The sequence below is a fragment of the Falsiroseomonas ponticola genome, from assembly GCF_016805305.1.
Classification (GTDB): Bacteria; Pseudomonadota; Alphaproteobacteria; order Acetobacterales; family Acetobacteraceae; genus Falsiroseomonas; species Falsiroseomonas ponticola.
The window spans coordinates 49,871-70,067 of the sequence record NZ_JAERQN010000010.1; the positions used below are offsets into that span (position 1 = coordinate 49,871).

Sequence of the window (20,197 nt, forward strand, 5' to 3'; positions counted from 1 at the left end):
GGGTTGTCTGACCCGCACAGTCCCACCGGCACGCCCGGGGCGCCACGCAGGGTGGCGCCGGATGAACGAGAATTCATGCGAATGCGGCCGCCATTTGCCCATCCCGGGGGCGGATTGGCTGCGGGCATGGCAAGCCGCGGAAAATCCATGCTTTCCATCGTATGCAGCATGCCGTGCGGGGGCGGAAGGATGCCCCATTTTTGCCGCGCCAGCGGCCCGTGCGCGCCCCATGCGGTGCGTAGAAAGGGGATGCTGATGACCACCACCTCCCCCGGAACCAACCCCATGCCCCGGTTCGCACTCACCCTCGTCGTTCTCGGCCTGCTGGCGATCCTGCTGACCGTGCTGCTCGTGATGGGCGATGCCACCCTGCCCGGGCGCGTGCCGCCCTTCTTCGCGGCGGCGCTGGCGGGGCTGGGTGGCGTTTCGCTGGTGGCGGGGCTGTGGATGCTGGATGGCGCGGGTGGGGAGCGTGACCGTGTGACGGCCCGCCCCCTGACGCCCGTCAGGTGACGGGGATGCGGCCATCGCCCAGCACGGCCTTGTAGCGGTCGATCTCGGCGGCGATGAAGTCGCGGAAGGCGGGTCCGCGGCGATCGGCGGCGATGGACCCGCCGCCTTCCAGCACGCGCTGTAGCGATGCGGCCTGCATGGCCTGGTCGGTGGCGCGGGACAGCGCGGCCACGATCTCCGGCGCCAGGCCTGGCGGGCCGAAGACGCCGACCCAGCTCATCGCATCAATTTCGCCATAGCCCTGCTCCCGCAGCGTCGTCAGCTCCGGGAAGCGGGCGATGCGGGCGAGCGTACCGGCTGCCAGCGGGCGCAGCTTGCCCTCCGCGATCTGTGGCGCGACGGCGGAGACGCCATCGATCGTCATGTCCACGCGGCCCGCGATCAGGTCCGCCATGGCCGGCGCGCTGCCGCGATAGGGCACATGCGTCAGCTGCACGCCGGCGGCCTTGGCCAGCATCTCGCAGGCCAGGTGGTGGACGGAGCCGATGCCGGAGGAGGCGTAGGAGATCGCGCCCGCCTGTGCCTTCGCTGCCGCGATCAGGCTTTCCGTGGTCCGGTGGGGGGAGGAGGCCGGCACCACCAGCAGATGCGGATGCACGGCCACCTGCGCCACCGGCGTCAGGTCCCGTAATGGGTCATAGGGCAGGTTGGTGAAGAGCGCGGCGGCGACGGCGTTGGGCGTCGAATGTCCGAACAGCAGCACCGAACCATCGGCGGGCGCCTTTGCCACAGCATCGGCGGCGAGGGTGCCGGAGGCGCCGGACCGGTTCTCGATCACGAAAGGCTGGCCGAGGATGGCGGCGTACTGCTCCGCGATCCCGCGCGCGACGATGTCCGTGAAGCCGCCGGGCGCGAAGCCGACCAGCATGCGCACCGGGCGGCGCGGCCAGGCGGGCTGCGCCAGCACGGCAGGGGCGGCCAGCGTGCCGATCACGAGGGCGGCAAGGGCGCGGCGCGTGGTCATGCGGGGGCTCTCCGGCGTTGCGCCGGAAAGCCTATTGCAGTGCAGCGGGGCGCGCAATCAGGCCTTGTCGGGGTAGAGCGCGCGCAGCCCGGCCTCGCTGGCCTCGCAGCGGCCGCGTTCCGTGATCAGGCCGGTGACGAGGCGCGCGGGCGTGACATCGAAGGCCGGGTTTGCGGCGGCGCTGCCCTCCGCCACCACGCGGATCGTCTCGATCCGGCCATCGGCCGTGCGGCCCGTGAGGTCCGTGACCTCCGCCGCGTTGCGTTCCTCGATCGGGATCTCCGCGACGCCGTCGGCGACCGTCATGTCGAGGGTGGAGTGGGGCAGCGCCACCCAGAAGGGCACGCCATTGTCCCGCGCGGCCAGCGCCTTGAGGTAGGTGCCGATCTTGTTGGCGACGTCGCCGGTGCGCGTCACGCGGTCTGTGCCGACAATGACGATATCGACCCCGCCATGCTGCATCAGGTGGCCGCCGGCATTGTCGGCGATGACGGTGTGGGGCACGCCGTGGCGGCCGAGTTCCCAGGCCGTCAGCGCCGCGCCCTGGTTGCGGGGCCGCGTCTCATCCACCCAGACATGCACATCCATGCCGGCGTCATGGGCCTGGTAGATGGGGGAGAGGGCGGTGCCGTAATCGACCGTCGCGATCCAGCCGGCGTTGCAATGCGTCAGGATGTTCACGCGCTCGCCCGGCTGCTTGCGGGCGGCGATCTCCTGCAGCAGGGGCAGGCCGTGTTCCCCGATGCGGCGGCAGGTCTCGACATCGTCGTCGCAGATGGCGGCGGCCTCGGCATAGGCGGCGGCGACGCGCTCGGCGGGCGAGAGGTTGTGCAGCGCGGCGCGCATGCGGGCCAGGGCCCAGCGGAGGTTGATGGCGGTCGGCCGCGTCTCCCCCAGCATGGCGACGACGCGGTCGAGATGGGCGGTGGAGGCATCGGCCCGCAGCGCCAGCGCCACGCCATAGGCCGCGACGGCGCCGATCAGCGGCGCGCCGCGCACCTGCATGGACCGGATCGCGGTCGCAACCTGCCCTTCATCAACCAGGCGCAGGATGTCGAGCGACCAGGGGAGCTTCGTCTGGTCGAAGATGCGGACGGACCAGCCATCGGCCTGGTCGACCCAGACGCTGCGATAGGGGGTGCCGTCGATCTTCATGCCTGTCTCCCGAAGAGTTTGCCTTGAACCATGCCGGGTGCCTTCTCATCCAGGGGGCACGCCATGAAAGGACGATCGATGCGCCAGACCCTGACCGCCGCCCTGCTTGCCGCCAGCCTCGCCTTGCCGGCCTTCGCCGCGCCGCCGCCCGGCAATGCGCGCCCGGCGTCGGAGGTGGTGCGGATGGTCGAGCAGCGGCCGGATTTCGCGTATCTGTCCGAGCTGGACTGGGATGATGGCGGCTACTGGAAGGTGGAGTACCGGACGCGGGACGGCGCCAAGGTGGAGCTGCGGATCGATCCCGTCACCGGGCAGCCCCGCCCGCGCTAGATGCGCTGGTGAAGCGCGCAGACCAGGGTGAAGAGGCGGCGCGCCGTCTCGAAATCGATCTCGACGCGGCCGGCGAGGCGGGTGGTGAGCAGTTCCGCCCCCTCGTTGTGCAGACCGCGGCGGCCCATGTCGATCGCCTGGATGCGGGCTTCCGATCCGCCTTCCGCCACCGCCTTCTCATGGCTTTCCACCACCAGGTGGTAGTCCTTGATCAGGCGGCGGAAGGGGCCGAGGGCCAGGACCAGCGCGTGCAGCGGCTGGTCCCGGGCGTCGCGGATATCCAGGATCAGGCGGCCGTCGCGGACCGCGATGGCCAGCCCATAGGGGCCCTGCGGCAGCCCCTGCGGCTGGAAGCGGTTGCCGGCCAGCAGATCCTCCACCGCCTGGCGGCGATCGGCCTCCGCATAGGGGCTCGGCAGCGGCGTCGCATCCGGCAGCACGATGCTGACCAGGTCGCGGGGGCCATGCACGCGATCAGGCATCGGGGGTTCCGGGCAGGGGCCTGGGGCGGGGCGGGGCATCCGCGCCCTGCTGGCCGCCATGTTCCGTGCCATCGAAGCCGAGGCGCATCATCCACCCCACCGTCGCGCCCTTGATGGGCGGCAGCAGCAGCAGGCAGGCGATGGTGAAGGCCGGCAGCCAGATCACCATGTGCAGCCACATGGGCGGCTGGTACGCCTTCTCGATCCACAGCACGGGCGGGAACAGGATGTGCCCGGCGACGAAGATGGTGAAGTAGGGCGGCGCGTCATCCGCCCGCAGCTTGCCGAGCGGCGCGTGGCAGTTCGAGCATTCATCGACCACCTTGAGGTAGCCCTTGAAGACCTTGCCCACGCCGCAGACCGGGCAGCGGTTCCGCATGCCGCGTCCGGCGGCCTGCCAGATGCTGGTGGGCGGGGTATAGGGCAGGGCGGCGGCCGAGCGATCGGGCTCCCAGCGCATGATAAGGCGTCCCTTCCGGCGTTGTGGCCCCAGCCGGGGCGCGGCCGTCGATGACGGCCAGGAAGCCCAGGCGTGCCCCGCCAATTGTGCAGTGCATCATGGCGCGGCGCCGGGGCCGGATCAAGCGTTGCGGTTGCATGGCAGGGTGGCGGCGGCATCGCCGGCCACGCTCCGCGCTTGTCGGCGCGGGCCTGGCCGGGGATGCTGGGACAACGCGGCGGCGGGGCCGAAGGCTCCGCGATATCGGCAAGGAGCGGGCGATGGCGGAGCGTATCCTGGTGGTGAACCCCAACAGCAGCGCCGCCTGCACGCGGGGCATCGCGACCGCGCTGTCCGGCTTCGCGGCGCCGGGGATGCCGGTGCTGGAGGTGACGGACCTGCGGGACGGCCCGCCCGCCATCGTGACCTGGCGGGACTGGTTCGGCGTGGCGGAGCCGCTGTGCCAGCTGGTGCAGCGGGAAGCGGCCGCGGCCTACGTCATCGCCTGCGTGTCGGACCCCGGCGTGGATGCGGTGCGGACGGTGACGAAGGCGCCGGTCTTCGGGCCGCTGCGCAGCGCCATCGCCGCGGCGCTGGCGCGGGCGGACCGCTTCGGCATCATCGCCTTCGCCGATCCCTCCATCGCGCGGCAGCGCCGGGCCATGGCGGCGATGGGGGTGGAGGCGCGGCTGGCGGGCCATATCCCGCTCAACCTGCCCATGGATGTGCTGACGGACCCGGTGGCGCCCCGCGCGGCGCTGATCGCCGCGGCGAAGCGGATCGTGGAGCAGGGGGCGGAGGCGGTGATCCTGGGCTGCGCCGGCATGGCGGGCCACCGCGCGGCGGTGGAGGCCGCCTGCGGCGTGCCGGTGATCGAGCCCTGCCAGGCCGCCGCGGCGCTGGCGATCCAGGCGGTGGTGGCGGGGCGGCCGGCGCTGGCCCTGGCGGCGGAATGAGGCCCGCGCTGGCGCTGGGCGCGGCGCTGCTGCTGGCGCTGCCGGCGGGCGCGGTGCCGCCTGACCCGCCCGGCGACCCGCAGGTGGCGGAAGGCGCGCGGCTGGTGGATAGCGGCCGCTACGAACTCGGCCTGCCGCTGCTGGAGGCCGCGCTGGCGCGGCTGCCGGGGGACCCGGACATCCTGGTCTATATCGCCTTCGCGCAGCGGCGCCTCGGCAACCGCGATGCGGCGATGGAGGCCTATCTCCAGGCGCTGGGCAGCAACCCGAACCACCCCGGCGCCCTGGCCTACCAGGGCGCCCTGCTGCTGGAGATGGGGGACCGCGCGGGGGCGGAGGCGAACCTGGCGCAACTGACCAACAGCTGCGGCCGGTGCGCGGAGCGCGAGACGCTGGCGCGGGACATCGCCCGCGCCAGGTAGCGCCGGGGCTACTTCAGCTTCGGGCCGGCCGGCTTGCCGTCCCAGCTATCGGTGATCCAGGTGAAGGCGGTCATCCAGCTGGCATCGGCGCCGGGCGGCAGGCGGCCGGCCTTCAGATCCTCCACCGAGACGCCATCCAGCTGCAGGTGGGGGCGTTCGCCGGGCTTGGAGACCAGGCCCTCGTCACGGCCCACCGCTTCCAGCCGGTCCCACATATGGGCCTGGCCCTCATCCGCGTCCCAGGACCAGCGGCCTTCGAGGGCGAGCACGAAGTCGGCGGCCAGGCCGAACTGGTGCAGGCTGTTCCAGGCCTGCACGGGCGTCAGCATCCGGCCGGACCGGCTGCGGCCGGAGGCGTAGAGGTGGTTCTGCCGCCAGGGGCCGCGCATGCCCTCATAGATGCCGAAGGGGATGCCTTCCGCGTTGAGGCGGGAGACGACGCGCAGCGCCCGGTCGCGGAAGGCGGCGTGCAGCATCTTCGGGTCGCGGTTCACGCGGTCCACGTTCCGCCAGGGGAAGGTTTCCGTGACATGCGTCGGCGACTTGGCGCCGGCCACCTGGCGGCGCAGCAGGCCGGCGGGGGCATAGCCCTGCTGGCCGCCCGGCGCTTCCACCTGCACCCAGCCATCGGCGGCCTCCGTCACCATCACCACGATCTGGTCGGCCGGCAGCGCGCGGACCGCCTTCTGGTCCGCGGCGGGGCCCGCGCGCAGCTCGGTGGCCGCGGTGACGCGGAAGAGGACGGGATAGGCGGCAGGGTCGGTCATGCGAGGGCCTTCGCTGTGGAGCGCGTGCGGGCAGGGGTTTAGCGCGGGCGGCGGGGCCGCGCCTAGCCTGCCGGAGTCCAGACCGGCGGGGCCTCGCTGCCCGTCTGCGCGGTGATGCGCGTGTAGTGTTCCGGGCGCCGGTGGCGGGCGAAGTTGAAGATGGTGTTCCGGCCGAGCTCGCACATGCCGAGGTCGCATTCGGCGACGATCACCTCGTCATCCCAGCTGGTCGCCTGGGCCATGATCTCGCCCTGCGGGTTGACGATGATGGAATGGCCGAACAGCTCATGCCCATCCTCCGTCCCGGCCTTCGCCACGCCGACGCCGAAGCAGGCATTCTGGTAGCAGCCCGCCTGGATGGAGAGGTGGCTGTGCGCGACGCGGAGGTGATGCGCCTCGAACCCCCGGTTCTCCATGTTCAGCGAGGGCGTGTTGTAGCCCAGCATGACGAGCTCGACCTGCTGCAGGCCGAGCACGCGCCAGCTTTCCGGCCAGCGGCGGTCGTTGCAGATCATCATGCCGATATTGACGGGGCCCGCCGCCCCGATGGGCGCGCGCACCACGGGGAAGCCGAGGTCACCCGGTTCGAAGTAGCGCTTCTCCAGGTGCTGGACGCGGCGGACGGGGTCGTATTCCGCGTGGCCGGGCAGGTGCACCTTGCGGTACTTCAGCACGACCTGGCCGTTGGGATGGACATAGACGGCAGTGTTGAAGCGGCGGCCTTCCGGCGTCTTCTCCGCGTAGCCCAGGTGGAAGCCGATGTTCAGGCGGCGGGCGGCGTCGAACAGGGGCGCCGTCTCATTGGATGGCAGCGCGTGCTCGTACCAATGGTCCGCTTCCGCCAGGTTCTCGTGGTACCAGCGCGGGAAGAAGGTGGTCAGCGCGAGTTCGGGGAAGACCACGACCTCCGCCCCCCGCCGCGCCGCCTTTTCCATCAGCGCGACCATGCGGGCGACGGCGATGTCGCGGCCCTCGGCCTTCTGGAGGGGGCCCATCTGGGCGGCGGCGACGGTGAGGCGACGTGCGGTCATGGTGTTCCCTTGTCGAGCGCGGCGATGGCCAGGCGGTGTCAGACCGGCGTCTCGGCGCCGACCTGGTCCACGATGCGCCGGTAGTGCTGCGGGCGGCGGTGCTGGGCGAAGTTGAACATCTTCTCCTTGCCCTGGCGGCAGGCGTCGAAATCGACCTCCGCCACAATCACTTCATCCTCCTTGGTCTTCGCCTGCGCCACCACCTGGCCGTTGGGATCGACGATGACGGAGCCGCCGATCAGCCCCGCGCCATCCTCCACGCCGGCCTTGGCGACGGCGATGGCCCAGGTGGCGTTCATGTAGGCGTTGGACTGCGCGGCCAGGATGGAGTGGAAGGTGCGCAGCTCCTCGCTCTCGCTCTCGCCCCCATTCGGGTCATAGGCGGCGGAGTTGTAGCCGACCATCACCAGTTCCACGCCCTGCAGGCCGAGGCAGCGCCAGCCCTCCGGCCAGCGGCGGTCGTTGCAGACCAGCATGCCGAGCACGGGTCGGCCCCAGGCCTCCGGCCCCCGCTGCACGGGAAAGCCCATGTCCCCATACTCGAAATACATCTTCTCGAGCTGCTGGTACTTCTGGCCTTCCTTCACGTGGTCGGAGCCGGGGAGGTGGATCTTGCGGTACTTGAAGAGGATCGACCCATCGGGGCCGACGGTGATGGCGCTGTTGAAGCGGTGGCCGTCCGGCGTCAGTTCGGCGTAGCCCACATAGAAGCCGACGCCGAGTTCGCGCGCGCGGTCGAAGAGCGGCTGCACCTGCGGGTTCGGCATGGCGGCTTCGAAGCAGCCCAGCAACTCCGGCGCATCGCGTTCCATCGGCCAGCGCGGGAAGAAGGTGGTGAAGGCGAGTTCGGGAAAGACGACGAGCTTCGCGCCCTTCGCCGCCGCCTGCTCCAGCAGCGCGACCAGGCGCGCGAGCGTGGCGGCGCGGCTGTCCGCGCGCTGGATGGGGCCGAGCTGCGCGCCGGCGAGGATCAGCTTGCGTGTCATCGGAAGAGGTCCTTGATGTCCTGCACCGTGCCGCCGAAGCCGCGCCAGAGCAGGATGAAGCCGAGGCAGAAGGCCACGCCGAAGGCGAAGCCGGGGATGCCGGGACGGGCGCCGGCCAGCTGGGCGAGGATGGCGCCGACGATGCCGGCCGCGGTGCCGGTGCCGACCGCCATGAGGAGCTGCGTGCGCCCGGGCTTGATGCGCGCCTGCGGCTTCGGCGGCGCGGGCCGGGAGGGGCGTGGCGGGCGCTTGATCCAGCGCTGGCCCGGCGGGCGGCGGGGGTGGGTGGCCATGGCCGAGGGTGTAGCGCCCTGGCCCGCCGGAGTCAGCCCGGGCGCGGCCGGCGGCGGCGGATGGCGCTGGTGATTCGTCAAGGTGGCGCTGGCATCATGCGGGCCATGCGATCCGTCCTCGCCGCCCTGCTGATGTTGCCCGGCCTCGCCCTGGCCGCCGCCCCCTGCGAGGGAGAGGGCGAACCCTTCGTGGCCGCGCCCGGCTTCGGGGCGGCGGCCCCGCTGCCGACGCCCGCCGCGCTGGCGCTGGCGCGGCAGGGGGATGGCGTGCTGGTGCTGCAGGGCGACCTGGAGCCGATCCGCCTGGCGGATTCCGCGGCCTGCGCCCGCGGGCTCGACGACCCCTACTGCGTCACGCATCGCCTGGTCGCTGCCTTCGATGCCCCGCGCGGCTACCTCGTGCAGCGCCAGCACTACGAACATGCCGATTTCCTCTGGGTGGACCGCGCCCAGGGCGCGATGGAATCGCTGGCCGACCAGCCGCGCTTCGCGCCGGGGCTGCGCTGGATGATCTCCGTCTCCGCCTCCGACTACATGGCGCTGAACGGGATCGAGGTCTTCGACCTCTCGCGCGATGGCCTGGTGCGGGCCTGGCAGCATCTGCCGCGCGGGGAGCCCGAGCGCTTCAGCTTCTTCACCTTCTGGCGCTGGACGGGGGCGGAGGAGGCGATGCTCTGCGCCTGGCGGGGCGGCCCGCCGGCGATGACGGGGCCGGAGCCGGTGATGCTGCGGCGCGGCGCCTTCGGCTGGCGGGTGGAGCCGCTACCGTGAGGCGCGGGGCCCGATCGGGCAGGTGGCTTCGCGGCTGACCAGGTCGAAGACGAAGAGCATCTTCGCCATCCCCGTCAGCACGGCGGCGACCATGGCGAGCTCGACGATCTCCGCCTCATCGAAGAAGCGGCGCAGCTCGGCCTGGAGTTCGGGCGTGCATTCGCCCTGCATGTTGGGCAGCGCCATCTCCGCCGCCAGGCGCATCACCGCGCGGTCGCGGTCGTCGAAATGCGGGCTGGACAGGTCGCCGATGGCGTCGATCTGCGCCGGCGTCACGCCCGCATCCAGCGCCGACTTCGTGTTACCCTTGTTGCAGAAGGCGCAGCCATGGATGGTGGAGAGGCTGAGGCGCAGCACCTCCTTCACCCGGCGCTCCACGCGGCCCTTGAAGAAGACCTCGGCGTAGAAGCCGTCATAGTACCAGGCGAGGAGTTCAGGCGCCTGGGCCAGCACCTCGATCAGCGTGGATTCGCCGCGGATCTGGTCCGCCGTCTCCGCCACCGCCCGCCAGCGCGGCTCCATCAGCGCGCGGGGCAGGGGGGCGATGGCGGGATCGGGCATGGGGCGGGACCTTCCTCGTCACTGCCAGGGGCGCGCGCGGATCACGATGATGCCGATCACGGCGGCGACGATCAGCGCCGCGGTGCCGCCGAAATCATCCACCCGCAATTCCAGGATGAAGTAGGCGATCAGGAACAGCCCGGCGCTGACCAGGATGGCGATGACGATGTTGGCCGCGCGCCGGGATGGCGGATGGTATTCCCGCTCCTCGTCATCGAAGGGGTCGCGATCGGAATCATCGCGGCGTGGGGCGCGTGCCATGGGGTGGGCTCAGCCTTCCAGCTCGGGTCGGATGGCATCGACGATCGGGCGGTAGCGCGCCGTCTCCTGCGCGATATAGGCGGCGGCGGAGGCGGGCGTGCCCGGGGCCGCGGGCTCGATCCCCGCCTGGGCGAGCTGCGCGCGGAAGCCGGCATCGGACAGGGCGGCGTTCGTCGCCTCCGACAGCCGGGCCAGGATCGGGTCCGGCAGGCCGAGGGGGGCGAAGACGGCGTGCCACAGCACGGCGGTGAAGCCGGGGCGGCCCAGCGCCTCCGCCGCCGTCAGCACGTCGGGCACCTGGGGGGCGCGGGATTCGGAGGCCACGGCCAGCATCCGCGCCCGGCCCGCCTGGTGCAGCGGCAGCCCGGCGCCCAGCGTATTGACCGCCAGCGCCAGCGTGCCGGCGACCAGGTCGTTCATCGCGGGCGCGGCACCGCGATAGGGGATGTGGTTGATCTCCACGCCGCCGGCTTCGCGCTTCAGGATCTCGGTCGCCAGGTGCATCAGCGTGCCGGTGCCGGGGGAGCCATAGGCGAAGGCCGGGCGCGCGGCGCGCGCGGCGGCCAGGAAGCCCGCCAGCGTGCCGGGCTGGCTGCTGTTCGCCAGCCAGCAGAGCGGGCCGCCGCCGAGCGTCGCGACGGCCAGGAAATCCCGCGCCTGGTCGTATTGCGGCTGCGCGGTGACGAGGTTGTAGAGCGCATGGGTGGAGGCCGTGCCGAAGAGCAGCGTGTGGCCATCGGGGCGGGCGCGCATCACCTCCTGCGCCCCGATCGCGCCGCCGGCGCCGCCGCGGTTTTCCGTCACCACGGGCTGGCCGAGTTCGCGCGTCATGCGGTCCGCGTAGAAGCGGGCATAGACATCGGTCGGCCCGCCGGCGGGGAAGGGGATCACCAGGCGGATGGGCCGCGCGGGGAAGGTCTGCGCCAGCGCCGGCGCGGCGAGCGTGGAGCCCGCGAGGACGAGCAGGGAACGTCGGCTAAAGACCGGCATCGCGCCAATTCTCCACGGGGGTTTCGGGATGGGGCGTCAGCCCCGCGGCGCGCACGCCGGCGATGGCCGCGTATTCATCCTTGTCCGATGCATCGCCGCTGACGCCGACCGCGCCGATCACTTCGCCGGCCCTTGGGCCATCCGCGCGGCAGATCAGCACGCCGCCGGGCACGGGGATGAAGCGGCCATCGCTGGCGGCCGCGATGGCGGATTGGAAGGCGGGGCGTTCGCGCAGCCGGTCGCGGATCACGCGGCTGCCGATGCCCATGCCGAGCGCGCCATGCGCCTTGCCGCGCGCGATCTCGGCGCGGAGGATGCCCGACCCATCCTCCCGCTTCAGCACGATGATGTGGCCCCCGGCATCGAGGACGACGACGGTCAGCGGCAGCAGCCCGGCTTCCCGCCCCGCCGCCAGCGTCGCATCGGCGATGCGTTCCGCATAGGCGAGGGGCAGTTCGACCGCGAGCGGCTTGACGTAGTAGTCGCCCGTCATGGCCTTCAGTCCAGCGCGCTGCGGCGGTGCTGGCGCGGCACGAAGCGGCCGGTGCCGGGCTTCGCCTTCACCTCGCTGCCGTTCCAGATCTCCTCGCCGCGCAGGATGGTGCTGGCGACGCGCGCCTTCATCGGCCGGCCGTGATAGGGCGACCAGCGCGCATCCTCCCGGTCCTGGATGATGCGCTCGTCGAAGACGAAGTCGCCGGTCTCCAGGATGCAGAAATCGGCATCGGCGCCGAGGCGGATGCCGCCCTTCACGGGATCCAGCCCGTGGTAGCGCGCGGGCTGTTCGCTGCACATCCGCGCCATGACGGTCGGCGGCAGGCCGCGTTCCACCAGCAGCGTGTACATCAGCGGCGCGAAGCTCTGCAGGCCGGTCAGGCCGGCGCCGACGGCGAATATGTCGCCGGTGTACTGCTTCTTGGGCTTCGGCCAGGGCGCATGGTCCGTGGAGATGTAGGCCATGGTGCCGGCCTTCAGCGATTCCCACATGCGCTCCACCTCCTCCGCCGTGCGGAAGGGGGGGTTGCACTTGCCGAAGCCCTGCAGCCGGACGATGTCCTCCTCCGTCATGCAGAGGTACTGGATGCAGGCCTCGCCGGAGGCCTTGGCGCCCATCTTGCGATAGACCTGCGCCAGGTCGAAGCCGCGGGCGATGGAGGAATGCGCGATGTGGACATGCGCGCCCGTTTCCAGCGCCATCTCGAAGATCTCGAGGTCCGCCATGCTCTCGGCCAGCGGCGGGCGGGTGCGGCAGTGCCAGATGGGGCTGGTGTTGCCCGCGGCCTTGGCGGCTTCCGTCAGCTTGACGACCAGCTCCTGGTCCTCGTTGTGCACGGCGACCATCAGGCCGGTCTTCGCCATCTCCGCGAAGGCGGCCAGCATCGTCGGGTGGTCGATGCGCGGGAAGCGGTGCGCGTCGTATTCGTAGGTGGAGACCTTGAAGGCGCTGGCGCCGGCTTCGGCGATGGCGGCGATGTCGTCCAGCCCGCCATCCTTCCGGATGGTGCCGTACAGCGCCATGTCCACATGCGAAAGGCGCCGCACATGCTCCACCTTGTCGGCGAAGATCGCCGCCGTGGTCACGGGGTTCGGCACGTCATAGGGCATGTCGCAGACGGTGGTGACGCCGCCGGCGGCGGCCGACATGGTCGCGCCCTCGATCCCCGGCCAGCCGGTGCTGCTGGAGGTGTGCATATGGCCATCGACCAGGCCCGGCATCACCACCTTGCCGCGATGGTCCGCGACGGCCCTGGCGGGCGGGGCCTCGCCCTCGCCGATCGCGGCGATGCGCCCGGCGCGGATGCCGACATACCCGTCCGCCACCACGCGATCCGACAGCACAAGGTCGCCACGCAGCAGGAGGTCATAGGGGGCATCGGTCATCAGGGCATGGCCTCTCGGATCGGAAGGGCCGCAGGCTAGGCCGGACGGCCGCCTTCGCCAATCCGGGGGGGCGCCAGGCCCGTCAGGCCGGGGCCTCCCCATCCGGGCGGAACAGGATCTCCGCGCGCACGCCATCGGCCGGGAAGGCCAGGCGGACGCTGGAGCCGGGGCCGAGATCGGCGGCGAGGCCACGTTCCAGCAGCCGGGTGCCGAAGCCGCGCCGGGCCGGCGGGCCGGCCACCGGGGGGCCATCCTCCTCCCGCCACAGGAGGCGCAGCGCCCCCGCCCCCGGCGCGGCTTCCAGCCCGACCCGCCCGCCGGGGCGGGACAGCGCGCCATGCTTGGCGGCGTTGGTGGCAAGCTCGTGCAGCGCCAGCACCATGGCCTGCGCCTGGCGGGGGCCGAGCGGGATGCCGGCCAGGCCGCGCATCCGGACGCGGTCCGGGCTGTCCGGCGCGATCCAGGGGGCGAGCGCCGCGCGCGCCAGCGCATCCAGGTCCGCGGCCTGCCAGGCATTGTCGGTCAGCAGGTCATGCGCATGGGCCAGCACGCGCAGCCGGGCGGTGAAATCCGCCGCGAAGCGCCCGGGATCGCCGCCCGCGCCGCGCAGCGTCTGGCTGGCGATGGCCTGCACCGTGGCCAGCGCGTTCTTCACGCGGTGATTGAGTTCCGCCACCAGCAGCGCCTGCCGCCGTTCCGCCTGCCGCCTTTCCGTGATGTCCTGCACCATCGCCACGGTGCGGGCGGGCGCGCCGGCCGTATCGCGCGCCGCGACGGCGGCGTTGATGCGCACCCAGATCACGCTGCCATCGGGGCGGAGGTAGCGCTTGTCACCCTCCTGCCGCCCATCCGCCGCCGCGGCCGCGCGGGCGGAGACGTTGATGCCGCGGTCATCGGGATGGGTCACGTCATCCGGGCCGAGCCCGGCGCCGAGGATCGCGGCCTCGCTCCGCCCCACCAGCTCGCAGAAGCGGCGGTTGACGCGGCGGTAGCGGTTGGTGGCGACGTCCACCTCCGTCACCCCCGCCGCGGCGGTGTCGAAGATGGCGCGGAACTCGGCCTCGCTGGCGGCGAGCGCGCGCTCGGCCTCGTCCCGCGCCGTTTCGTCCCGCAGCGTCAGCACGGCGCCGATGGCCCGCCCGCCGGCATCGCGCAGCGGCCTGGCGCTGCCGGCGGCCAGCACCACCACGCCATCCGGCCGGCGGATGCGCCAGCGCGCATCCGTCACCACCGCGCCTTCCCGCACCGCGCGGAACAGCGGCAGGCGGTCCGGCGGGTGGGGCTGCCCGTCCTCGGTCAGCAGCTCATAGGCCTCCGCATAGCCTTCCGGCGGCACGCCGAGATGCTCGGCGCCGTGGATGCGGGCGGCGGCGTCATTCACGAAGGTGATGCGGCCATCCCGGTCCGCGACGATCACGCCCTCCGCCAGCTGGGAGAGGATGGCGGCGCGCTCGGTGGCGGCCTCCTCCGCCCGCTGCCGGGATTCGGCCAGCGCCATGGTGCGTTCCGCCACGCGGCGTTCCAGGGCGAGGTTGGCATCGGCCAGGGCCAGGGCTTCCGCATCCTCCGCCAGGCGGCGGCGGCGGATGGCGGCGGCCACCGTCAGCAGGGCGACCGCCGCGGCCAGCGCCGCCAGGCCCTGGGTCGTGGCGCCCTGCGCCCAGCGCCAGACGATGGCGCTGCGCGGGCGCGCCAGCGCGACATAGGCGGGGTAGCCGGTGACGGCGCGATAGACCGCCAGGCGCTCCACGCCATCCAGGCCGGAGGGGCGGCGAGCGGTGAAGGCGACGTCGCCGCGCGCCATGGCGGCCAGCATGGGCCCCTCGGCCGAGACGCGCAGCCGCGTCGGGTCCCCGGGCGCGGGGACGGATCGCGCCAGCACGCGGCCATCGCGGTGCACCAGGCTGATGATGTCGGTGGGCCGCACCGCCATGCGGCGCAGATCCTCCGCCGCGTGGTCCACATAGATGCTGTAGTTCAGCACGCCCTCATAGGTGCCGGGCGGCAGGGTGCCGGAGGGCGCGCGCCGGCGCGTGAGGGCGAAGAAGGCGCGCCGGTCGATGCGGCCCACCTGCACGCCGCTGAGATGCGGCTCCTCCACCGAGGGGTCCCGCAGCGCCTGGTTGAATTCGCGGTCGGAGAGATCGAGGTCGCGCGGCACGGGCAGGACACTGGCGCTGACCAGCGGGCGGGCGGCGGCATCGAAGACGAAGATGGAGATGCCGGAATCGGCATCCGCGCCCTGGCCGGCGATGCGCGCGAAGGCGGCGTGCAGCCGGGGTTCCTCCGCCCTGATGCGGTCGTCATCCAGCCCGGCCAGCAGGTCGTTCGCACGGTCGAGCCGGAGCGCGTGGCTGTCGAGCACGCGGCGGGCATATTCGGCGACCGTGTCGGCGCTGCGGCGCAGCTCCGCCCCCGCATCGTCCCAGGCGGCGTGCCAGGCATTGGCGGCGAAGATGGCGAAGAGCAGCGCGGGGGCCAGCACCGCCGCGGCCTGGGCCAGAAGGTCGAGCCCCGAACGGCGGTGCAGCGCGGCCGGGGATGGCGGGCCCCGCAGGGGCACGGCCTGGGTCACGTGATTCAGGGCTTCCTCCCGCCTGGGAGGGGACAGAACGCCCGGGCGGCGGATGGCTCAACTCAAAGTGTCGTCAACACGCGCCTTGCCGCATCGGCAGGCAGAACGATTGCGGGCGCGTCATTTTTTCCGGCGCGATGCGATCGTTTGCACGCCCAGGCGGCAGAAGGCTTGTGGCACGTCCCTTGCCGCCCCGGCGCGCCACCAGGACCGGGAGACAAGAATGCAGCGCCGCAACCTCATCACCAGCGCCGCCGCTGGCACCGCCGGCGCGCTGGCAGCGCCCGCGGTCGCGACGGCGCAGACGACCTTCAACTGGCGGATGACCAGCTTCTACGGCCCCCAGGCCGCCTTCTACTCGACGGGTCCGGGCAGCGCGCGGGACCTGATCGACCGCATCCAGCGCATGTCGAACAACCGCATCCGCATCCAGTTCTTCGGCGCGGGCGAGCTGATCCCGGCCGCCGAGGGCTTCGATGCCGTCAGCAGCGGCATCGTCGAGATGAACTACGCCAACGCCTATTTCTGGACCGGCAAGACCTTCGCCGCGCAGTACTTCACCGCCGTGCCCTTCGGGCTGAACTTCCAGGGCCTGAACGGCTGGATGTATGACGGCGGCGGGCTCGATTTGTGGCGGGAGGTCTATGACCGCTTCAACCTGGTCCCCTTCCTCTGCGGCAATACCGGCGTGCAGATGACGGGCTGGTTCCGCCGCCCGATCGAGAAGATCGAGGATCTGCGCGGCCTCAAGATGCGCATCCCGGGGCTCGCGGGCCGCGTGTACCAGAAGTTCGGCGTCGATGTGCGCCTGCTGCCGGGTGGCGAGATCTTCCCGGCGCTGGAGCGCGGCGTGATCGATGCGGCGGAATTCGTCGGGCCCTTCCTCGACCGCCAGCTCGGCCTGCAGCGCGTGGCGAAGTTCTACCACACGACCGGGTGGCATGAGACGGCGACGGCCTCCGAGCTCATCATCAACAAGGCCGCCTGGAACCGGCTGCCCGCCGACCTCAAGGCGATCGTCGAGAATGCCGTGGCTGCCTGCAACGTCATCAGCGAGGCCTGGTGCCAGAAGAACAATGCGGAGGCCATGCAGGACCTGGTGCGCAACCAGGGCGTGACGGCGCTGCCGCTGCCGGACGCGGTGATCGAGGCGCTGCGGGCGGAAACCGCGGCCGTGCTGGCGGAAGCCGTGGCGCGCGACCCCGTCACGAAGCGCGTGCATGACAGCTACATGGCCTACAAGGCGCAGTTCGACAGCTGGTCCGGCTACAGCGAGGCGATCTACCACAGCAAGATCCGCCAGGGCTGAGGCATGACCTTGTCCGGTACGGCCGATGCGATCGACGACATCGTCGATCGCATCGGCCAGCTTTCCGCGCTTGCCGTCGCGGCCCTGGTGCTGGTGATGGCGAGCAACGTGCTGCTGCGCTACGGCTTCTCGCTCGGCTCCGTCTGGGCGCAGGAGCTGGAATGGCACCTGATGTCCCCCATCGCGCTGATCGGCGCGGCCTATGCGCTGCGGCATGGGGAGCATGTGCGCGTCGATGTGCTCTATGCCGGCTTCTCGCCGCGCGCGAAGGCGGCGGTGGACCTGGTGGCGGGGATTTCGGGCGCGGTGATCTGCGTGCTCGTCATCCAGCTTTCCTGGCGCTACGTGATGCAGAGCTGGGGGCAGGATGAGGGATCGGCCAACCCCGGCGGCATCCCCGCGCGCTACATCCTGAAGGCCTTCATCCCCGCGGGATTCGCGCTGCTGCTGCTGCAATTCGTGGCGGAGACGCTGCGCGCGCTCGGCCGGCTGCGGGAGCGATGACCCCACCATGCCGATGACGGAAATCTACGCCATCCTGATGCTGGTGGCGTTCTTCGGGCTGCTCATGGCGGGCATCCCGGTCGCGCTGACGCTGGCCATCTCCGGCTTCGTGTTCGGCTGGCTCGGCTTCGGGCCGATGCTGTTCAACCTGCTGCCGGCGCGCATCTATGGCGTCGTCACCAGCTACTCCCTGCTCGCCATCCCGCTCTTCGTCTTCATGGGCGTGGCGCTGGAGAAATCGAAGCTGGCTGAGGACCTCATGGAGGTGGTGGGCCGGCTGTCCGGCGCGCTGCGCGGTGGCCTCGGCCTCGGCATCGTCTTCGTCGGCGTGCTGATGGGCGCGACCACCGGCATCGTCGGCGCGACCGTCGTCACGCTCGGCCTGCTCACGCTGCCGGCGCTGCTGCGGCGGGGCTACGACCCCGGGCTTTCCTGCGGCGTGATCTGCGCCTCGGGCACGCTCGGGCAGATCATCCCGCCGAGCCTGATCCTGATCCTGCTGGCGGACATCATGAACCTGTCCGTCGGCACGCTCTTCGCCGCCGCGATGATCCCGGGGCTGATGCTGGCGGGCATCTACTGTGTCTACATCCTGGCACTCGGCATCCTGAAGCCGGAGATGGTGCCGGCGGTGCCGGCGGAGGAACGGGCGCTCATCTCCACGAAGCAGCTTCTGGTGAAGCTGGCGAAGGTGATCGCGCCGCCGCTCGGGCTGGTCTTCGCGGTGCTGGGGTCCATCATCGCGGGCATCGCGGCGCCGACGGAAGCGGCGGCGATGGGGGCCATCGGGTCCATGCTGGTCTGCGCGCTGGGGCGGCGGCTGGACTGGACGCTGGTGAAGGAGACGCTGCGCAGCACGGCGCGGATCACGGCGATGATGATGTTCATCCTGATCTGCGCGCAGGTCTTCGCGCTGTCCTTCCGCGGGCTGCAGGGCGAACAGCTGGTGCATGACCTGTTCGAGTTCCTGCCGGGCGGCACCGCGGCCGACATCTGGTTCATGCTGATCCTGATCTTCTTCCTGGGCTTCTTCCTGGAATGGATCGAGATCAGCTACATCGCCGTGCCGCTCTTCCTGCCGATCTTCCTGCAGGCGGGGGTGGACCAGGTGTGGCTGGCGACGCTGATCTGCGTGATGCTGCAGACCAGCTTCCTGACGCCGCCCTTCGGCTGGGCGCTGTTCTTCCTGCGCAGCGTCGCGCCGCCGGAGATCACGACGCGGCACATCTATGTCGGCATCATCCCCTTCGTCGGGATGCAGTTGCTGGCCGTGCTGCTGGTGTTCTACCTGCCGGGGCTCGCGACCTGGCTGCCGCGGGCCATCGGCTGGTGACGGGGAAGGGGGCGCGGCCTGCCGCGCCCCCGCCGGTTCACGCCGCCAGGGCGGGATAGTCCGTGTAGCCCTTGGCGCCGCCGCCGTAGAAGGTGGCGGTGTCCGGCGCGTTCAGCGCCGCACCCTTCAGCAGCCGCGCCGGCAGGTCCGGGTTGCTGATGAACTTGGACCCGAAGGCGATGAAGTCCGCACGGCCGCTGGCGATATCGGCCTGGGCGCGATCCCGGTCATAGCCGCCATTCAGGATGACCGGCCCGCCGAAGTTGCGCCGCGCCATGGCCGCGATGTCGAAGGGCGGCTTCGCATCGAGAATGTGGAGATAGGCGAGGCCACGGCCACCCAGCGCCTTCGTGACGTGGTCGTAGGTCGCCTCGGCATCCGGGTCGGCGATGTCGTTGAAGGGGTTGCCGGGGCTGATCCGCACGCCGACGCGGCCCGCGCCGATGGCCTTCACCGAGGCCTCCACGATCGCGACCAGGAAGCGGGCGCGGTTCTCCACGCTGCCGCCCCACTGGTCCGTGCGCTGGTTGGCGTTCGGTGCCAGGAACTGGTTGGGCAGGTAGCCATTGGCGGCGTGCACCTCCACGCCGTCCAGCCCGGCCTTCACGGCATTGGCGGCGGCCTGGCCATAGGCCTTGATGATCGCCTCGATCTCCGCCTGTTCCAGCGCGCGCGGCGTGGCCAGCGGCTTCATGCCCTCATAGGTGAAGATCTCGCCCTTGGCCGCGATGGCGGAAGGCGCGACGGGCTGCGCGCCTTCCTGGAAATCCGGGTGGGAGATGCGGCCGGTATGCATGATTTGCGCGACGATGCGCCCGCCCTTGGCATGCACGGCATCCGCCACACCGCGCCAGCCTTCGACCTGCGCATCGCTGTAGAGGCCGGGGATGTCGATATAGCCGCGGCCATTGGCGGCCGGCGTGGTGCCTTCCGTGATGATCAGGCCGGCGGAGGCGCGCTGCGCGTAGTATTCGGCCATCAGCGCATTGGGCAGGTTGCCGGGGGCGCGGTTGCGCGTCATCGGCGCCATGACGATGCGGTTGGCGACGGGGATGTCGCCGAGTTGCGCGGGGGCGAAGAGGTCGCGGGTTTCGGTCATCGGGGCAGTCCTGACAGGGGGCGGCGGCGGGGATGCGCCGCGGCGTTGGGGCCAGAGTTGGGCAGCCGGCACCCCCCGCGCCACCGCGCCGGCCGGATGGTCGTCATTCGCCCCGGTGATGAAGCCGGCGGCGGCTAGCCCCGGATGACGGTGCGGATGGCGAAGCTGGACTGGATGCGCGCGACACCCGGCATGCGCGACAGCGCTTCCTTGTGGATGCGCTCGTAATCCGCGGCGTCCCGCGCCTCCACCCGCAGCAGGTAGTCGGCGATGCCGGTCATCAGGTAGCACTCCCGCACTTCCGGGCAGCGGCGCACCGCCTCCTCGAAACGCTTGAGGTGGTCGTCGGTCTGCCGTTCCAGCGTGATCTGCACGATGACGACGACGGCGCCCTGCGGGGCCGCATCCTCCACCACCACCGTGTAGCCGCGGATCGTGCCGTCCCGCTCCAGCATCCGCAGCCGGCGGAGGCAGGCGGAGGGGCTGAGGCCCACGGCCTCCGCCAGCTTGGCATTGGGCAGGCGGCCATCGACGCGGAGGGTGCGGATGATGGCGCGGTCGATGTCATCCATGGC

24 protein-coding genes are annotated in these 20,197 nt (G+C 71.5%); 8 read left to right on the top strand and 16 right to left on the bottom strand.

What is annotated here, in order from left to right:
• Positions 1 to 285 precede the first annotated feature (285 nt).
• Positions 286 to 513, top strand: a complete 228-nt coding sequence (locus JJI54_RS24090) for a hypothetical protein (RefSeq protein ID WP_203075960.1) — start codon at positions 286 to 288, stop codon at positions 511 to 513.
• Here the strand turns inward: JJI54_RS24090 and JJI54_RS24095 are convergent.
• Together JJI54_RS24095 and mtnA are read right to left on the bottom strand one after the other, a co-directional pair.
• The gene (locus tag JJI54_RS24095) at positions 506 to 1,477 is read right to left on the bottom strand and encodes a Bug family tripartite tricarboxylate transporter substrate binding protein (protein WP_203075961.1); all 972 of its coding nucleotides are present in this window, start codon (positions 1,475 to 1,477) and stop codon (positions 506 to 508) included. The two genes, JJI54_RS24090 and JJI54_RS24095, sit on opposite strands and share 8 nt — an antisense overlap.
• 57 nt (positions 1,478 to 1,534) lie before the next feature.
• Positions 1,535 to 2,632, bottom strand: a complete 1,098-nt coding sequence (mtnA, locus tag JJI54_RS24100; RefSeq protein WP_203075962.1) for an S-methyl-5-thioribose-1-phosphate isomerase — start codon at positions 2,630 to 2,632, stop codon at positions 1,535 to 1,537.
• A 78-nt stretch (positions 2,633 to 2,710) separates the two neighbouring features.
• Here mtnA and JJI54_RS24105 point away from each other — a divergent pair, with 78 nt between their 5' ends.
• The gene (locus tag JJI54_RS24105; RefSeq protein WP_203075963.1) at positions 2,711 to 2,962 is read left to right on the top strand and encodes a PepSY domain-containing protein; all 252 of its coding nucleotides are present in this window, start codon (positions 2,711 to 2,713) and stop codon (positions 2,960 to 2,962) included.
• Here JJI54_RS24105 and JJI54_RS24110 read toward each other — a convergent pair.
• Together JJI54_RS24110 and JJI54_RS24115 are read right to left on the bottom strand one after the other, a co-directional pair.
• Positions 2,959 to 3,444 carry a UPF0262 family protein gene (locus JJI54_RS24110; protein ID WP_203075964.1) on the bottom strand — a complete coding sequence of 162 codons (486 nt, stop codon included), beginning with the start codon at positions 3,442 to 3,444 and terminating at the stop codon, positions 2,959 to 2,961. The two genes, JJI54_RS24105 and JJI54_RS24110, sit on opposite strands and share 4 nt — an antisense overlap.
• The gene (locus JJI54_RS24115) at positions 3,437 to 3,904 is read right to left on the bottom strand and encodes a DUF983 domain-containing protein (RefSeq protein ID WP_203075965.1); all 468 of its coding nucleotides are present in this window, start codon (positions 3,902 to 3,904) and stop codon (positions 3,437 to 3,439) included. The genes JJI54_RS24110 and JJI54_RS24115 overlap by 8 nt, the downstream gene beginning before the upstream one ends.
• A 260-nt stretch (positions 3,905 to 4,164) precedes the next feature.
• Between JJI54_RS24115 and JJI54_RS24120 the strand changes: the two genes are divergently transcribed.
• Together JJI54_RS24120 and JJI54_RS24125 are read left to right on the top strand one after the other, a co-directional pair.
• Entirely contained in the window at positions 4,165 to 4,839 is a 675-nt protein-coding gene (locus tag JJI54_RS24120; RefSeq protein WP_203075966.1) for an aspartate/glutamate racemase family protein, read from the top strand.
• On the top strand, positions 4,836 to 5,261 hold the full coding sequence (locus JJI54_RS24125) for a tetratricopeptide repeat protein (RefSeq protein ID WP_203075967.1): 426 nt from the start codon (positions 4,836 to 4,838) through the stop codon (positions 5,259 to 5,261). The genes JJI54_RS24120 and JJI54_RS24125 overlap by 4 nt, the downstream gene beginning before the upstream one ends.
• Before the next feature lie 8 nt (positions 5,262 to 5,269).
• Here JJI54_RS24125 and JJI54_RS24130 read toward each other — a convergent pair whose 3' ends face one another.
• The 4 genes from JJI54_RS24130 to JJI54_RS24145 all read right to left on the bottom strand — a co-directional run bounded on the left by JJI54_RS24130 (position 5,270) and on the right by JJI54_RS24145 (position 8,338).
• Positions 5,270 to 6,028 (bottom strand): SH3 domain-containing protein, encoded by a 759-nt coding sequence (locus tag JJI54_RS24130; RefSeq protein ID WP_203075968.1) that lies wholly within the window; start codon positions 6,026 to 6,028, stop codon positions 5,270 to 5,272.
• Positions 6,029 to 6,090: 62 nt separating this feature from the next.
• The gene (locus JJI54_RS24135) at positions 6,091 to 7,059 is read right to left on the bottom strand and encodes an N-carbamoyl-D-amino-acid hydrolase (protein ID WP_203075969.1); all 969 of its coding nucleotides are present in this window, start codon (positions 7,057 to 7,059) and stop codon (positions 6,091 to 6,093) included.
• A 38-nt stretch (positions 7,060 to 7,097) separates the two neighbouring features.
• A complete protein-coding gene (locus JJI54_RS24140; RefSeq protein ID WP_203075970.1) occupies positions 7,098 to 8,045 on the bottom strand; it encodes an N-carbamoyl-D-amino-acid hydrolase in 948 nt (315 codons plus the stop codon).
• Positions 8,042 to 8,338 (bottom strand): hypothetical protein, encoded by a 297-nt coding sequence (locus JJI54_RS24145; protein ID WP_203075971.1) that lies wholly within the window; start codon positions 8,336 to 8,338, stop codon positions 8,042 to 8,044. The genes JJI54_RS24140 and JJI54_RS24145 overlap by 4 nt, the downstream gene beginning before the upstream one ends.
• Before the next feature lie 105 nt (positions 8,339 to 8,443).
• On the opposite strand from JJI54_RS24145, the gene JJI54_RS24150 reads away from it, so the two are divergent.
• On the top strand, positions 8,444 to 9,109 hold the full coding sequence (locus JJI54_RS24150; RefSeq protein WP_203075972.1) for a hypothetical protein: 666 nt from the start codon (positions 8,444 to 8,446) through the stop codon (positions 9,107 to 9,109).
• On the opposite strand, the gene JJI54_RS24155 is transcribed toward JJI54_RS24150, so the two are convergent.
• The 6 genes from JJI54_RS24155 to JJI54_RS33020 all read right to left on the bottom strand — a co-directional run bounded on the left by JJI54_RS24155 (position 9,101) and on the right by JJI54_RS33020 (position 15,377).
• Positions 9,101 to 9,670, bottom strand: a complete 570-nt coding sequence (locus JJI54_RS24155) for a carboxymuconolactone decarboxylase family protein (RefSeq protein WP_203075973.1) — start codon at positions 9,668 to 9,670, stop codon at positions 9,101 to 9,103. The genes JJI54_RS24150 and JJI54_RS24155 overlap by 9 nt on opposite strands.
• 18 nt (positions 9,671 to 9,688) lie before the next feature.
• A complete protein-coding gene (locus JJI54_RS24160) occupies positions 9,689 to 9,931 on the bottom strand; it encodes a hypothetical protein (RefSeq protein WP_203075974.1) in 243 nt (80 codons plus the stop codon).
• 9 nt (positions 9,932 to 9,940) lie between these two features.
• Positions 9,941 to 10,921, bottom strand: coding sequence for a Bug family tripartite tricarboxylate transporter substrate binding protein (locus tag JJI54_RS24165; protein ID WP_203075975.1), 981 nt, complete (start codon positions 10,919 to 10,921; stop codon positions 9,941 to 9,943).
• A complete protein-coding gene (locus tag JJI54_RS24170; protein WP_203075976.1) occupies positions 10,908 to 11,414 on the bottom strand; it encodes a GlcG/HbpS family heme-binding protein in 507 nt (168 codons plus the stop codon). Before JJI54_RS24170 ends, JJI54_RS24165 begins: the two co-directional genes overlap by 14 nt.
• A gap of 5 nt (positions 11,415 to 11,419) precedes the next feature.
• Positions 11,420 to 12,802, bottom strand: coding sequence for a dihydroorotase (locus JJI54_RS24175; RefSeq protein ID WP_203075977.1), 1,383 nt, complete (start codon positions 12,800 to 12,802; stop codon positions 11,420 to 11,422).
• Between the two features lie 82 nt (positions 12,803 to 12,884).
• Positions 12,885 to 15,377, bottom strand: a complete 2,493-nt coding sequence (locus tag JJI54_RS33020; RefSeq protein ID WP_203075978.1) for a PAS domain S-box protein — start codon at positions 15,375 to 15,377, stop codon at positions 12,885 to 12,887.
• 223 nt (positions 15,378 to 15,600) lie between these two features.
• Between JJI54_RS33020 and JJI54_RS24185 the strand changes: the two genes are divergently transcribed.
• The 3 genes from JJI54_RS24185 to JJI54_RS24195 are packed head-to-tail and all read left to right on the top strand — an operon-like array spanning position 15,601 to position 18,523.
• Positions 15,601 to 16,686 (top strand): TRAP transporter substrate-binding protein, encoded by a 1,086-nt coding sequence (locus JJI54_RS24185; protein ID WP_203075979.1) that lies wholly within the window; start codon positions 15,601 to 15,603, stop codon positions 16,684 to 16,686.
• Between the two features lie 3 nt (positions 16,687 to 16,689).
• Entirely contained in the window at positions 16,690 to 17,190 is a 501-nt protein-coding gene (locus JJI54_RS24190; protein WP_203075980.1) for a TRAP transporter small permease subunit, read from the top strand.
• Between the two features lie 7 nt (positions 17,191 to 17,197).
• Positions 17,198 to 18,523, top strand: coding sequence for a TRAP transporter large permease (locus JJI54_RS24195; protein ID WP_203075981.1), 1,326 nt, complete (start codon positions 17,198 to 17,200; stop codon positions 18,521 to 18,523).
• Between the two features lie 37 nt (positions 18,524 to 18,560).
• Here JJI54_RS24195 and JJI54_RS24200 read toward each other — a convergent pair whose 3' ends face one another.
• Complete coding sequence (locus JJI54_RS24200; RefSeq protein ID WP_203075982.1) at positions 18,561 to 19,622, bottom strand: alkene reductase; 1,062 nt, start codon at positions 19,620 to 19,622, stop codon at positions 18,561 to 18,563.
• Positions 19,623 to 19,756: 134 nt separating this feature from the next.
• Complete coding sequence (locus tag JJI54_RS24205; RefSeq protein ID WP_203075983.1) at positions 19,757 to 20,194, bottom strand: Lrp/AsnC family transcriptional regulator; 438 nt, start codon at positions 20,192 to 20,194, stop codon at positions 19,757 to 19,759.
• Positions 20,195 to 20,197 lie beyond the last annotated feature (3 nt).